Below are 14,221 nucleotides of genomic sequence, written 5' to 3' on the forward strand. Positions count from 1 at the left end.
CAGAGAACTTGTGCATAGATAGTGTGCACACCTAGTGTGTACGCCATGACCGACGTGATCCACCTCGACGCCGCCGCGCTGCGGGTGCTCGCCCACCCGCTGCGTTCGCGGCTGCTGTCCGAGCTCCGCATGAACGGCGCCGCCACCGCCACCGAGCTCGCCGACCGGCTGACCACGAACACCGGCGCCACCAGCTACCACCTGCGCAAGCTCGAGGCGGTCGGCCTCGTCACCGACACCGGAACCGGCTCCGGGAAGCGCCGGGTGTGGGAGGCCTCGAGCCGCGGCCACGAGTGGACGCCGAGCGACTTCGTCGGTGACGAGGACGCCGAGGCGTCACTGTCCTGGCTGGGCCGGCACTACGCCTCCGAGATGCAGGCCCGCGCTGACCGGTGGTTCGCAGCTGAGCGCGCCTGGCCCCAGGAGTGGCGCGACGCCCTCGGCTACGGCGACGACGGCGTCCATGTGACCGCGGCACAGGCCGCGGCGCTGCGCAAGGAGATCCATGACGTGGTCACGCGGTACCGGCACGCCGGCGCCGGCGATCCCGATGCGAGCGACGTGCTGGTCCACATCATCCTGCTCCCGGCCGACGAGCGGCGTCCGGGAGGTGCGTCGTGACCGAGATCCTCTCCCCCAAGGCGGCCCGCAATGCGTTCCTCACCCTGACCTTCACCCGCTGGTTCCCGGTCGGGCTCGTGGTGGGCGCGATGACGCTGTGGCCGCTTCAGCAAGGACTCACCATCTCTCAGGCGCTGCTGGCGTTCTCGTTCATGGGCTTCGTGGTGTTCGCGCTCGAGCTGCCGACCAGCGGCTTCGCCGACGCGTTCGGTCGCCGGCCGGTCTACATCGTGTCCGCGGTCGTGAACATCGTCTCCAGCGTGGTCGTCATCGTCGCCGACTCCTTCTGGACCTTCGCGATCGCGGGTGCCCTGTTCGGTGTCTTCCGGGCGCTCGACTCAGGCCCGCTCGAGGCGTGGTACGTCGACATCGTCCACGTGACCAAGCCCGGTGCCGACGTCGACCAGACGCTGGCCGCGCAGAGCACCGTGCTCGGCGGCTCCATCGCCGTCGGTTCAGTGCTCTCCGGCGGCCTGATCGCCTGGGACCCGCTGCCGAGCAGCTCGGCACTGCTGCTGCCGCTGCTGGTCTGGGCGGCCCTGAACGTGGCGCACCTGCTCATCGTGCTGTTTGTGATGCACGAGCCGCGGACGCATGTCGACGCGACCGGCGCGCGGCGTGCTGCCGAGTCGGTCCGCGAGGCGCCGGTCGTGATCCGCGAGGGAATCGGCATGCTGGCGAGCAACCGGGTGCTGCGTGGGATCGTGCTGGTGGAGATCTTCTGGTCCACCGGGATGGTCGTCTTCGAGACGTTCCAGCCGATCCGGCTGGCCGAGCTCGTGGGCGGCGAGGAGCAGGCCGGTGCGCTGATGGGCCCCGTCGCGGCGGTCGGTTGGGGCGTGTTCGCCCTCGGCTCGGCGCTGGCCGGACTGGCGAGCCGACGGATCGGCGTGACGAGGACCGCAATCCTGTCGCGGATCCTCAACGGGCTGGGTGCGGTCGTGATGGGTCTGGTCGCCGGTCCGGTGGCCCTCATCGCGGCGTACTTCTTCACCTACGCACTGCACGGCACCGCCGGTCCGATGCACTTGAGCCTGCTGCACCGAGAGGCGGTCGCGCGCAACCGGGCGACCGTGCTGTCGATGAACTCGATGGTGGGGTTCGCTGCGTTCTCGATCTCGGCGCCGCTGCTGGGCGTGCTCGCGGACGCCGTCAACACCCAGACCGCGATGGTCACGGCCGGCGCGTTCAGCGTGTTCGGCGCCTTCCTCTACCTGCCGGCCCTGCAGGCCGAGCGGCAGCGGGGTCAGGCGGTGCCGGAGGAGGTCTCGCCCGCGTCCGGGTCGTAGCCGGCGTACGCCGCGGCCCTCTCGCGCTCGATCTTGCGGCCGAGGAAGTAGGCGATCCCCCACAGCAGGCCGAAGAGCGCCCCGAGGAAGAACATCACCGGTACGACGAACCCGAGGGCCACCGCGGCGACCTGCAGCACCCAGCCGACGCCGTAGGCCGCCTCGGAGCGCAGGGCGCCGGCGAGCACGAGGCACGCAGCGGCCAGCCCCAGCCCGACGGCGAGGGCGGTGCCGAGGGGTACGTCGGCAAGGGTCACCATGACCGGCGTCGTCAGGCCGAGCACGATCCCCTCGAGTGCGAGGACGGCCGCACACATGCCCCGCCGGGGGGACCGCGCCTGGGTCCCCGTGTTCTCGCTCATCCGCGCCCCTTGAGCATGGTGCGGGCCTCGCCGACGGTCACGACGGAGCCCGTGACGAGCACCGCGCCCGAGCCGATCGACCCCGAGGCCGCTCCCCCGGCCTCGGCCAGGGCCGACGCCTCGTCGATCGCGTCGGCCAGCCTCGGCACCACGGTCACCCGCTGGTCACCGTAGATGTCGCGAGCCACGACAGCGAGCTCCTCGGCCGGCATCGCGCGCAGCGTGGCGTTCTGGGTGCAGACGACGTGGTCCAGGTAGGGCTCGAACGCCGCCAGCACGCCTTCCGCGTCCTTGTCCGACATCACGCCGAGGACCCCGATCAGGGGGTCGAACGCGAACGAGTCGGACAGTGCGGCCGAGGTCGCCTCGGCACCGTGCGGGTTGTGGGCGGCGTCGAGCACGATGGTCGGGCTGCGACGGATCACTTCGAGCCGGCCGGGCGAGCTGACCTGGCCGAACGCCGCCGTCACCAGGTCCGCGTCGAGGGGCTGGTCGCCGAGGAAGGCGTCGACGGTGGCCAGCGCCACCGAGGCGTTCTGCGCCTGGTGGGCGCCGTAGAGCGGCAGGAACACCTCGTCGTACGTCGCGTGGAGCCCCTGCAGCGTGACCACCTGCCCTCCGACCGCCGGGACGCGCGACACGACCCCGAACTCCAGGCCCTCGCGCACCACCGTGGCCCCGACCTCGGCCGCGTGGCCGAGCAGCACCTCGGCCACCTCGAGCGACTGCTCGGCAATCACCGCCGTGGCACCCGGCTTGATGATCCCGGCCTTCTCGCGAGCGATCATGGTCGGTTGGTCGCCGAGGTACTTCACGTGGTCGACCGCCACCGGCAGGACCGCCGCGACCTGCCCGTCGGCGACGTTCGTCGCGTCCCAGACACCGCCCATCCCGACCTCGACCACAGCGACGTCGACCGGCGCGTCCGCGAACGCGGCGTACGCCATCCCCACGATGGTCTCGAAGAACGAGAGCGGGTGGAGCGCCGAGGCGTCGACCAGGTGGGTGTACGGCGCCACGTCGTTGAACGCGCGCACGAACTCCTCATCGGTCACGGGGGACCCGTCGATCGTGATCCGCTCGCTCATCTTCTCCACGTGCGGGCTGGTGAACCGCCCGGTCCGCAGGTCCAGTGCGCGCAGCAGCGTGTCGATCATGCGGGACGTCGTCGTCTTGCCGTTCGTGCCGGTCAGGTGGATCACGGGGTACGCGCGCTGCGGGTCGCCGAGCAGCTCGGTGAACGCGCGGATCCGGTCGAGCGACGGCTCGAGCCGGGTCTCGGGCCAGCGGGAGAGGAGCGCGTCCTCGACCTCGGCGTAGGTCTCGGCCAGCCGCGCTGCAGGCAGGTCTGTCATCACGCCCGAGTCTAGGTCCCCCTCACCTGACCAGCAGATTCACCATGTCCACGACGGGCCGGTAGCCGAGCGCGGCGTAGAGCGCGTTCGACGCCGGGTTGGCCTGGTCGGTGAAGAGGCAGGGCACGGCGCCCTCGTCGAGCACGCGTTGCGACAGGGCCGCCACCGTGGCGCCGGCGTACCCACGGCCACGGTGCTCCTTCGGCGTGTACACCGGACCGATCCGGGCCGCGCCGAACGCGGGCTCGTTGACGCCGGTGAGGTGCACCGGGTCGGCTCCCTCGTCCGTCCAGAACCAGAGCCGGCCGGCCTTGATCCGCCGGAGCATGCTCGCCTCGGTCTCGGCCACGTCGTGCATCGATCCCGCCGGGCGGCCGGCCTGCTCGTCGGCGTCCCGCGCGAACGCCTCGAACCACGCCAGCGCCAGGCCGACGTCCTCCGGGCGTGCGGGCCGGAGGCGGCCGGGGACCGGACGAGGTGGCACGAGGGTGTCGAGCCGGTGGAGGCGGGTGTGCTGCGCGACCACGACGTCGCCTCCGGTCAGCCGGGCCAGCTGCTCGGCGCAGGTGCGGGCGGCCGGCAGCGCCCCATTGACACCCGTCACCGGCTCGTTGCGCGCGTGGAGGTGCCGTGCGAGCGAGATCGCGGCGTCGTGCGGCATCGGCAGCAGGAACAGGGGGTACGGCGTGAAGGGCGCCGTCCGCATCCCCGCGCCGATGACCGCTCCCGTGTCGTCACGGGCGATGACCCACCACCGGTAGGGCACCGTCGGCTCCACCCCGGCACGGTCGTCGGCCCGTGCTTGCTCGGCGACGGTCGCGACCACCGTGCTGACCACTGGCTCCTCGGCCAGGTGGCCGCCGGCGGCGGCGAGGAATGCCGCAGGGTCGTCGTGGAACTCCAGGTCCGCCATGGCGGGACGCTAGCCCGCCGACCGCGCACGCTCACCCGATTTCCATCCACGCCCGCGTCGTGCCCGCGTCGCGTGGAAACCGATTCGGGAGTGGGCGCGGGCCACAACTAGGCTTTCCTGTCATGACCGACATCCAGGAGCAGGCAGTGACCACGACGCAGGCACCGGAGCCGCGTGCCGTCGTGGTACCCGACAAGCCTGCCCTCGAGGGTCTCGAGCAGAAGTGGTCCGAGCGGTGGAAGGCCGACGACACCTACCGGTTCGACCGGAGCCAGCCGCGCGAGAACGTCTACTCCATCGACACCCCGCCGCCGACGGTGAGCGGGTCGCTGCACGTCGGCCACGTCTTCTCGTACACGCACACCGACCTGATCGCCCGCTTCCAGCGGATGCGTGGGAAGTCTGTTTTCTACCCGATGGGCTGGGACGACAACGGCCTCCCGACCGAGCGCCGCGTCCAGAACTACTACGGCGTTCGTTGTGACCCCTCGCTTCCCTACGACCCCGACTTCACGCCTCCGGAGAAGCCGGACCCGAAACGGCCGCTGCCGATCAGCCGACCGAACTTCATCGAGCTCTGCGAGGAGCTGGTCGTCCAGGACGAGGAGGTCTTCGAGCAGCTGTGGCGCACCGTCGGCCTGTCGGTCGACTGGACGGAGCACTACACGACCATCGGGCCGAAGGCGCAGCTGGTCAGCCAGAAGGCGTTCCTGCGCAACTTCGCCCGCGGCGAGGCCTACCTGTCCGAGGCGCCGACCCTCTGGGACGTGACGTTCCAGACCGCGGTGGCCCAGGCCGAGCTCGAGGCGCGCGAGTACGCCGGTCACTACTACCGCGTGTCCTTCCACCGCCCGGACGGTGATCCGGTCTGGATCGAGACCACCCGTCCCGAGCTGATCCCGAGCGTGGTCGCCCTGATCGCGCACCCTGACGACGAGCGGTACGCCGACCTGTTCGGGACCACCGTCACCAGCCCCGTCTTCGGGGTCGAGATCCCGGTGCTGGCCCACCACCTGGCCGAGCCGGACAAGGGCGCCGGCGTCGCGATGTGCTGCACGTTCGGCGACCTCACCGACGTCACCTGGTGGCGAGAGCTCGACCTCCCGGTCCGCACCCTGATCGGCCGCGACGGCCGGCTTTCGCGCGAGACGCCGGAGTGGCTCTCCGACGCGGTCGCTGCGGCGGCGTACGCGGATCTCCAGGGCAAGACCGCGTTCTCCGCCCGCGAGGCGATGGTGGCCAAGCTGAGGGAGTCCGGTGACCTCGAGGGGGAGCCGACGCCGACCCAGCGGATGGCGAACTTCTACGAGAAGGGTGAGAAGCCGCTCGAGATCGTCGCGACCCGCCAGTGGTACATCCGCAACGGCGGACGTGACGCCGCTCTGCGCGAGGAGCTGCTGGAGCGCGGGAGCGAGATCGACTGGATCCCCTCCCACATGCGGCACCGCTACGACAACTGGGTCGGCGGCCTCAACGGCGACTGGCTGATCTCGCGCCAGCGCTACTTCGGCATCCCGTTCCCGGTGTGGTACCCGCTCGACGAGGCGGGCGAGCCCGACTACGACCACCCACTGCTGCCCCGCGAGGAGGACCTCCCCCTCGACCCGTCGACGGTGGCGCCCCAGGGGTACGACGAGGACCAGCGCGGCAAGCCCGGTGGCTTCAGCGGTGATCCCGATGTGATGGACACCTGGGCGACCTCGTCACTGACCCCGCAGGTCGCCGGCGGCTGGGAGACCGACGAGGACCTGTGGCAGCGGGTGTTCCCGATGGACCTGTGCACCCACGCCCACGACATCATCCGTACCTGGCTGTTCTCGCGCGCCGTCCGGGCCCACTTCGAGCACCAGGTCGCCCCCTGGCGCCACGCCATGATCTCCGGGTTCATCGTCGACCCCGACCGCAAGAAGATGTCGAAGTCGAAGGGCAACGTCGTCGTCCCTTCGGACGTGCTCGAGAAGTACGGCGCCGACGCGGTGCGCTGGCGGGCCGCCATGGCGCGACCTGGACTCGACTCACCGTTCGACGAGACCCAGATGAAGGTCGGCCGACGGCTGGCGATGAAGGTCCTCAACGCCTCCCGGTTCGTCCTGGGCATGGCCGCGACCGAGCTCAACCACGCTGCGGTGAGCGAGCCGATCGACTGCGCCCTGCTGGGCAGCCTGGAGATCGTCGTCAACAAGGCCACCGATGCCTTCGAGGCTTACGACTACACGACCGCGCTCGAGACCGCCGAGAAGTTCTTCTGGGAGTTCTGCGACGACTACCTGGAGCTGGTCAAGGAGCGCGCGTACGGCGACGCCGCCGACCCGCGCACCACGTCCGCCAGGGCCACGCTCGCGATCGCGCTGGAGGTCCAGCTACGGCTGCTGGCGCCCTTCCTGCCCTACGTCGCCGAGGAGGTCTGGTCCTGGTGGCGAGAGGGCTCGATCCACAGGGCTCCGTGGCCGGTGAGCGCCGACCTGGGGGCGGCCGCGGCCGCACCCGCCGCCATGGTGGACGCCGTCGCCACCGCGCTGATCGGGATCCGCGGCGCCAAGTCGAACGCGAAGGTCTCCATGAAGGCCCCGCTAGCCCGGGTCGAGATCACCGGTCCTGGCGAGCTGGTGGCACTCGTCGAGCAGGCGGCCGACGACCTGCGCGACTCGGGCAAGATCTCCGGCGAGCTGGTGTTCACCGCCATGGACGGCGCGGAGGAGATCAGGGTCGAGGCGGAGCTGGCGCCGACGGACTGACGCCGCCGGTGCAAGAGCTGGCGTCGGTCCGCTCAGTCGCGGGCGCGCTCACGAGTGGTCGGCCGGTCGCGCCGTACCGGGTTGTCCCGTTCGCCGGCGTCCTCGGCCCGGCCCTCGGCGTCGTCCTCCGCGCTGTCGGAGTTCGGTGCGGGTGCCTCGCCGGCGGAGCCCCCGTCGGCGGCTGACCCCGCCTGGTCACCCGCGGCCTCGCCCTCGCCGCTCGCACCCTCGCTCGTAGCGTCGTCGGCGCCATCGCTCTGGTCTCCGCCGGCCTCCGTCTCACCGGAGTCGGCCGGCTCGGCCGGGCTCGGCTCGGGGTCGGCGGGCTCGGGCGCTGCGGGCTCGGCGTCCTCCACCGGGTCCGTCACCTCTGCGGGGTCCGGGTCCTCGGCGGGGTCCGGGTCCTCGGCGGGGTCCGGCTCCTCGGCGGGCGGCTCGGCGGTGTCGTAGGGGTGGCCGTTCTCCGGGTCGTCGCCGAACTGGTGGGGCAGCGGAGCCTTCACCCCGTCGCCGTCGCCGTCGCCGTCCCCATCGCCGTCCCCATCGCCGTCCCCATCGCCGTCCCCATCGCCGTCCCCATCGTCGTCGCCATCGCCGTCGTCGTCACCGTCCCCGTCGTCATCGTCGTCACCGCCCCCGCCGCCGCCCGGGCCGTCCCGTGGGGGGCCGAACAGACCGCCGTCGCCCGGCACGAAGCCGAGGCCGTCGTTGGGGAATCCGCCGCCGCCGCCCCAGTTGCCGCCGTGGCCACTGCCGCTGCCACTGCCCGCGTTCGCATCGGGATCGGGTCCGTTGTGTCCGCCGTCATCGGTTCCGCCGCCGGAGCCGTTCTGAGGATCCCCGCCTCCGACCGGGCCCGCGTCGGGCGAACCGTCCTGGTCGCCCGGACGGACGTTGTCACCGTCCTCGGTGCTCGGAGCACTGACACCCGGAGCCTCGGCGTCCACGAAGCCCTCAGGGATCGCGCCGGCCTCCAGGGTCGTGTCGTCTTCCGGCTCAGGTTGACCGACCTCGTCGTCCGGCCGCTCCCCCGCGGAGGCCGGCGACGGGCCGATCGGGAATCCCTCGGACACCCAGCCGAGGACGTTGTCGGCCCCGCTGTCCCTCAAGACCTTCACCACAGGCGCGCCTGGCAGCTCGCCTGCGATCGTGCTCAGACTGGGCTGGGCGAGGACGAAGGCGCACGCAGCCGACACGAGGCCATAGGCCACGAGCGGACGTCGGTGGCTGCGGTGCATCAGGGGATCCCTTCCGAGAAGTACGTTCAGTGTGGGCGTGCGCCACCGCGGCCACCAAGAGCCAGCCACCGAAATGACTCGAAATGACTAGGGGTTCCCAGGGTCGACTCAGGCCCTGCCCATCGGGCCCCTCCCGGGGTGACCCGCGCCCTTGTCCTTCGGACCCTTGCCCGGGTGACCGGCACGCTTGTCCTTTGGCCCCTTCCCCGGGTGACCGGCACGCTTGTCCTTCGGACCCTTGCCCGGGTGACCGGCACGCTTGTCCTTCGGACCCTTGCCCGGATGACCGGCGCCCTTGTCCTTCGGACCCTTCCCCGGGTGACCGGCGGCCTTGCCCTTCGCACCCTTCCCCGGGTGACCGGAGCCGCCAGGGTCCGCAACCTCCTTGCCGCCCGGATCGCTCACGCCGGGCGCTCCCGGGTTCGCGTCGGGGTCGGGTCCGCCATCGGCCACGGGGGTCGAGCCACCGCCGCTCTCGACCAGGTCGGCGTCGACCTGGGAGCTTGGCGCCAGCGCCTGGGCCGTGCTGGAAGACGGGGTCGAAGCGCCGGTGAGGCCGAGCGCGGGGCTGGCGGCGTCGCCGACATCTGTCGGCAGCCGCCCTTCCGGAGCCGCGATCGGCACCGTGTCGCCTTCGTTGCCGGCGAGGAGGCGGTTGACGACCTCACCGGGGTGCAGTGCGCTCTGGGTCAGGATCTTCACCACCGGCCCCGGCCCGGCCAAGCTCGAGCCGAGCGACGGCTGCCACATCACCAGGGCGCACGCGAGCGCCACGAAGAAGTAGGCCGCCAGGGGGCGACGGTGGTCGATGCGCATGAAGTGGGGGCCCTTTCCGAGACTTGCTCCCAGTCTGGTGGCCGCCCCGACGCGCTCCAAGAGTCTGGGGTCGAAATGACTCGAAATGACTATGCCCAGAGCTGTCTGAGGCCTGGCTGGACTAGTCAGGGAGGTGGACGAGAACGTCCGACGCGCCTAGGCGGACTTCTTCTTCTTCGTCTCGGCCTCGCGCGGGATCAGCGTCGGCGCCACCTCGTCGGTCACGACCTCGCCGTTGACGACGACCTTGCCGATGTCACCACGCGACGGCACGTCGTACATGACGTGGAGAAGCACCTCTTCGATGATCGCGCGCAGCCCGCGGGCTCCCGTTCCCCGCTCGAGCGCCTGGTCGGCGATCGCCCGGATCGCGTCGTCGGTGAACTCGAGCTCGACACCGTCGAGCTCGAAGAGCTTCTGGTACTGCTTGACCAGCGCGTTGCGGGGCTCGGTGAGGATCTGGACCAGGGCTTCCTGGTCGAGCTTGTTGACACTGGCGATCAGCGGCAGCCGACCGATGAACTCGGGGATCAGGCCGAACTTGGTGAGGTCCTCCGGGCGTACGAGCGCCAGCAGGTCGTCGGCGTCGCGCTCGGCCGCGCCGCGCACCTCGGCGGTGAAGCCGAGGGTCTTCTTGCCGACCCGTTGCTCGACGATCTGCTCGAGGCCGGCGAACGCACCGCCCACGATGAACAGGATGTTCGTCGTGTCGATCTGGATGAACTCCTGGTGCGGGTGCTTGCGTCCGCCCTGCGGCGGCACGGAGGCCGAGGTGCCCTCGATGATCTTCAGCAACGCCTGCTGGACGCCCTCCCCGGATACGTCACGGGTGATCGAGGGGTTCTCCGCCTTGCGGGCGACCTTGTCGATCTCGTCGATGTAGATGATGCCGGTCTCGGCCTTCTTGACGTCGTAGTCCGCCGCCTGGATCAGCTTGAGGAGGATGTTCTCGACGTCCTCGCCGACGTAGCCGGCCTCCGTCAGGGCCGTCGCGTCGGCGATCGCGAACGGCACGTTGAGCATGCGGGCGAGCGTCTGGGCGAGGTAGGTCTTGCCGCAGCCGGTCGGGCCGATCACGAGGATGTTGGACTTGGCGACCTCGACCGACTCGTCCTTCGAGTGCTTGCCGACCAGCGGCTGAAGCCCGGCCTGGACGCGCTTGTAGTGGTTGTAGACCGCGACCGCGAGGGACTTCTTGGCCTGCTCCTGGCCGATCACGTAGGAGTTGAGGAACTCGAAGATCTCTCGGGGCTTGGGCAGCTCCTCGAGGCTGACGTCCGAGCCCTCGTTGAGCTCCTCCTCGATGATCTCGTTGCAGAGATCGATGCACTCGTCGCAGATGTAGACGCCGGGACCGGCGATCAGCTTCTTGACCTGCTTCTGACTCTTCCCGCAGAAGGAACACTTCAGCAGGTCGCCACCGTCACCGATGCGTGCCACAGACGATCATCCTCCGGTTCGTCCGGCGCCACGGGGTGCGCCGGCTGTCGCCACGTGCGTGCTGCCGTCCGAGAGGCAGCCAGACGACGGTACCCCGTGCCACCCACGCAGTGCGGGTGACACGAGGAACTCGTGTCGTGTCATGCCAGGGCCGGAGTCTTCAGCGACTCGAGGACCGCGTCGATCAGGCCGTACTCGACCGCGCCTTCGGCGGTCAGGATCTTGTCGCGCTCGATGTCGGCGCTGACCTGCTCGACGCCCCGTCCGGTGTGCTCCGCGATCATCTTCTCCAGCAGCTCGCGCATCCGGAGGATCTCGTTGGCCTGGATCTCGATGTCGGAGGTCTGGCCGAAGGTGCCCTCGGTGTAGGGCTGGTGGATCAGGATCCTGCTGTTCGGCAGTGCGAGGCGCTTGCCGGCCGTGCCCGCGGCGAGCAGCACCGCAGCCGCGGACGCCGCCTGCCCGATGCAGACGGTCTGCACGTCGGGCTTGATGAACCGCATCGTGTCGTAGATCGCGGTCAGGGCCGTGAACGACCCGCCCGGACTGTTGATGTAGATGCTGATGTCCTGGTCGGGGTTCATCGACTGCAGGCACAGCAGCTGCGCGATCACGGCGTTGGCCACGTCGTCGGAGATCGGGGTCCCGAGGTAGATGATCCGGTCCTCGAAGAGCTTGGCGTACGGGTCGATCCGGCGGAAGCCGTACGACGTGCGCTCCTCCCACTGGGGGATGTAGTAGTTCATCGACGGGCTCAGGTCGGGCGTGCTGTCGAGCCGGATGTCACTCATGGCGTTCAGTCCTTCTGCCGCGCGGGGCGGCCGTCGTCGGCGGCTTCGCGGGCACTGGTGATGACCTGGTCGACCAGGCCGTACTCCAGGGCCTGGTCGGCGGTGAACCACCGGTCGCGGTCGGCGTCGGTCACGACCTGCTCGAGGTCCTGGCCGGTGTGCTGCGCGATCAGCTCGAGCAGCACGTTCTTGATGTGGAGCGACTGCTGGGCCTGGATCTTGATGTCGGAGGCGGACCCGCCCATGCCCGAGGAGGGCTGGTGCATCATGATCCGCGCGTGGGGCAGTGCGTATCGCTTCCCCTTCGTGCCGGCGCAGAGCAGGAACTGGCCCATCGAGGCCGCCAGGCCCATGCCGACCGTGGCGACGTCGTTCGGGATGTAGTTCATCGTGTCGTAGATCGCCATGCCGGCGTCGACCGAGCCACCCGGGCTGTTGATGTGGAGGAAGATGTCGGCCTCGGGGTCCTCCGCCGAGAGCAGCAGCAGCTGGGCGCAGATCGCGTTCGCGTTCTGCTCACGGACCTCGGAGCCCAGGAAGACGATCCGCTCGCGCAGCAGCCGCTGGTAGATGTGGTCGTCGAGCCCGTACGTCGAGGTGCCGGCGCCGTTGGCCTGCGGGGAGTCCGCCGAGGAGAACGGGGCGGTGGAGTTCTGGTTCACGACTGCGACACTAGCCGCAAGGTCGGACGGTTCCACGGGATCGGCACCCCTGTTCGCGCACAGCGGATTTCACCGCGCAGCGGTGCGCGAGGGACGAGCGCAGCGCGTGAGCGCGGGTGAGATCGAGCGCGCCCCCTGGCCGCGACGGGCACGTCGAAATCTTCAGTCGCGCGCGTGGGGCACACGAACGGCGTAGATGTGGCACGTGGTTCGTGAGCGCGCGGCCGCGACTCAACGGCCGCGGACGCGCGACTCAACGGCCGCGGACGCGCGACTCAACCGCCGCGGACGCGCGACTCAACCGCCGCGGACGCGCGACTCAACTCTGCTCGGTGGGCTCCTCGGCCGGCTGCTCGGAGTCGGTGGACTCCTCCGTCGCGTCGGCCGGGTCGGCGAAGCTGCCGTCGGGCTGCAGGTTCTTCAGGTCCAGCACGTTGCCCGAGGCGTCGGTCACGACCGCGGACTCCACGATCGCCGCGAGCGCCTTGCCGCGCAGGATCTCCTGCACCATCTCCGGGATGTGGTTGTGCTCGAACATGTGGTTCGCGAACTCCTGCGGGTCCTGGCCGGACTGCTGCGCCCGGCGGACCAGGTGCTGGGAGAGCTCGTTCTGGTCGACCCCGAGCTCCTGCTGCTTCGCGACGGCGTCGAGCAGGAACTGGGCGGTGATCGCGTCGCGCACCCGGCGCTCGAGGTCGGCCTCGAACTCCTCCAGGGTCTGCGCCTCGTCCTCGAGGTACTTCTCCATCGTCAGCCCTGAGTACACGAGCTGCTGCTCGACGCTCGCACGGCGGGAGTTGAGCTCGTCGGCGACCATCGTCTCGGGAAGCGGCACCTCGATCTTCTCCAGCAGCGCCTCCAGGACCGCATCACGGGCGGCCGCTGCCTGCTCGAGCCGCTTGCCGCGGCCCAGCCGCTCGCGCACGTCGGCGTGCAGCTCCTCGGCCGTGTCGAACTCGCTGGCCATCTGGGCGAACTCGTCGTCGAACTCGGGCAGCTCCTGCTGCTGGACCTTCGAGACCGACACCGCGACGTCGACGTCCGCGCCGACCAGGTCGCCGCCCACCAGCTGCGAGGAGAAGACCTTCTCGTCGCCGGCTGACATGCCGGCCAGAGCCTCGTCGAGGCCGTCGAGCATCCCGCCACGACCGACCTGGTAGCTCATGTCGGTCACCTCGGCCCCCTCCACGGGCTCGCCGTCCTGGGTCGCCTTGAGGTCGAGCACCACGATGTCACCGTCGGCGGCTGGCCGGTCGACGTCGAGCAGGCTCGCGAACCGCTCGCGGAGCGCCTGGACCTGCTCCTCGACGTCCTCGTCCGTGATCTCGACGTCCTCGACCTGCGCCTCCAGACCCTCGAAGTCCGGGACCTCGAACTCCGGCTTCACGTCGACCTCGGCGGTGAACTCGAGCACCTCGTTGTCGTCGAGCTTGGTGACCTCGATCTCGGGCTGGGCGAGCGGCTCGAGCGAGTTCTCCTGCAGCGCCTCGACGTACGCCTTGGGCAACAGGTCGTTCACAGCCTGGTCGAGCACCGCGCCACGACCCACCTGGCGGTCGATGACGGTGGGGGGCACCTTGCCGCGCCGGAAGCCGGGCACGTTGATCTGCTGGGCGATGGCCTTGTACGCCGCGTCGAGGCTCGGCTTGAGCTCCTCGAAGGGCACCTCGACGGTGAGCTTGGCCCGGGTCGGGCTCAAGGTCTCGACGGCGCTCTTCACAGGTTGTCTCCTTGGGTGTCTCTGGGACTTCGGTTGGTCGTGCAGTTGCTGGGTGACGGTCGGGGCGACAGGACTCGAACCTGCGATCTCCTGCTCCCAAAGCAGGCGCGCTAGCCACTACGCTACGCCCCGCCAAAGAGCCGGGAGCACGCCCTCGGGCAGGCTCGTCGACCCCTTGGAGCGGATGACGGGAATCGAACCCGCGTAGCCAGTTTGGAAGACTGGGGCTCTACCATTGAGCTACATCCGCACGCCCACTCCGCCGTGGCGATTTGGGCG

At 70.2% G+C, this 14,221-nt stretch carries 12 protein-coding genes and 2 tRNA genes; 3 read left to right on the plus strand and 11 right to left on the minus strand.

Features of this window, described 5'->3' with window-relative positions; genetic code table 11:
• The first annotated feature begins 45 nt into the window (after positions 1–45).
• Both VFZ39_RS16900 and VFZ39_RS16905 read left to right on the plus strand, forming a co-directional pair.
• Positions 46–621: an ArsR/SmtB family transcription factor gene (locus VFZ39_RS16900; protein ID WP_330866960.1), complete on the plus strand. Its 576-nt coding sequence runs from the start codon at positions 46–48 to the stop codon at positions 619–621.
• The gene (locus tag VFZ39_RS16905; RefSeq protein ID WP_330866961.1) at positions 618–1,910 is read left to right on the plus strand and encodes an MFS transporter; all 1,293 of its coding nucleotides are present in this window, start codon (positions 618–620) and stop codon (positions 1,908–1,910) included. The genes VFZ39_RS16900 and VFZ39_RS16905 overlap by 4 nt, the downstream gene beginning before the upstream one ends.
• Here VFZ39_RS16905 and VFZ39_RS16910 read toward each other — a convergent pair.
• The 3 genes from VFZ39_RS16910 to VFZ39_RS16920 are packed head-to-tail and all read right to left on the minus strand — an operon-like array spanning position 1,868 to position 4,540.
• Positions 1,868–2,272, minus strand: a complete 405-nt coding sequence (locus VFZ39_RS16910) for a DUF4233 domain-containing protein (protein ID WP_330866962.1) — start codon at positions 2,270–2,272, stop codon at positions 1,868–1,870. The genes VFZ39_RS16905 and VFZ39_RS16910 overlap by 43 nt on opposite strands.
• On the minus strand, positions 2,269–3,627 hold the full coding sequence (locus VFZ39_RS16915) for a folylpolyglutamate synthase/dihydrofolate synthase family protein (RefSeq protein WP_330866963.1): 1,359 nt from the start codon (positions 3,625–3,627) through the stop codon (positions 2,269–2,271). Before VFZ39_RS16915 ends, VFZ39_RS16910 begins: the two co-directional genes overlap by 4 nt.
• A 22-nt stretch (positions 3,628–3,649) precedes the next feature.
• Complete coding sequence (locus VFZ39_RS16920) at positions 3,650–4,540, minus strand: GNAT family N-acetyltransferase (RefSeq protein ID WP_330866964.1); 891 nt, start codon at positions 4,538–4,540, stop codon at positions 3,650–3,652.
• A 122-nt stretch (positions 4,541–4,662) separates the two neighbouring features.
• Between VFZ39_RS16920 and valS the strand changes: the two genes are divergently transcribed.
• A complete protein-coding gene (gene valS, locus VFZ39_RS16925) occupies positions 4,663–7,275 on the plus strand; it encodes a valine--tRNA ligase (RefSeq protein WP_330866965.1) in 2,613 nt (870 codons plus the stop codon).
• A gap of 32 nt (positions 7,276–7,307) precedes the next feature.
• Here valS and VFZ39_RS16930 read toward each other — a convergent pair whose 3' ends face one another.
• From VFZ39_RS16930 to VFZ39_RS16965, 8 genes are all read right to left on the minus strand, one after another.
• Positions 7,308–8,513, minus strand: a complete 1,206-nt coding sequence (locus VFZ39_RS16930; protein ID WP_330866966.1) for a hypothetical protein — start codon at positions 8,511–8,513, stop codon at positions 7,308–7,310.
• A gap of 108 nt (positions 8,514–8,621) precedes the next feature.
• Positions 8,622–9,329 (minus strand): hypothetical protein, encoded by a 708-nt coding sequence (locus VFZ39_RS16935; RefSeq protein WP_330866967.1) that lies wholly within the window; start codon positions 9,327–9,329, stop codon positions 8,622–8,624.
• Positions 9,330–9,485: 156 nt separating this feature from the next.
• Complete coding sequence (gene clpX, locus VFZ39_RS16940) at positions 9,486–10,769, minus strand: ATP-dependent Clp protease ATP-binding subunit ClpX (protein WP_330866968.1); 1,284 nt, start codon at positions 10,767–10,769, stop codon at positions 9,486–9,488.
• 140 nt (positions 10,770–10,909) lie between these two features.
• Positions 10,910–11,515, minus strand: a complete 606-nt coding sequence (locus VFZ39_RS16945) for an ATP-dependent Clp protease proteolytic subunit (protein ID WP_330866982.1) — start codon at positions 11,513–11,515, stop codon at positions 10,910–10,912.
• Positions 11,516–11,565: 50 nt separating this feature from the next.
• A complete protein-coding gene (locus VFZ39_RS16950) occupies positions 11,566–12,222 on the minus strand; it encodes an ATP-dependent Clp protease proteolytic subunit (RefSeq protein WP_414690312.1) in 657 nt (218 codons plus the stop codon).
• Between the two features lie 319 nt (positions 12,223–12,541).
• Positions 12,542–13,942, minus strand: a complete 1,401-nt coding sequence (gene tig / locus VFZ39_RS16955) for a trigger factor (RefSeq protein ID WP_330866969.1) — start codon at positions 13,940–13,942, stop codon at positions 12,542–12,544.
• Between the two features lie 59 nt (positions 13,943–14,001).
• A tRNA-Pro gene (locus VFZ39_RS16960) sits at positions 14,002–14,074 on the minus strand.
• Positions 14,075–14,118: 44 nt separating this feature from the next.
• Positions 14,119–14,192 (minus strand) — tRNA-Gly (locus tag VFZ39_RS16965).
• Positions 14,193–14,221: the final 29 nt, after the last annotated feature.

It is taken from the genome of Nocardioides sp. (assembly GCF_036374615.1).
Classification (GTDB): Bacteria; Actinomycetota; Actinomycetes; order Propionibacteriales; family Nocardioidaceae; genus Nocardioides.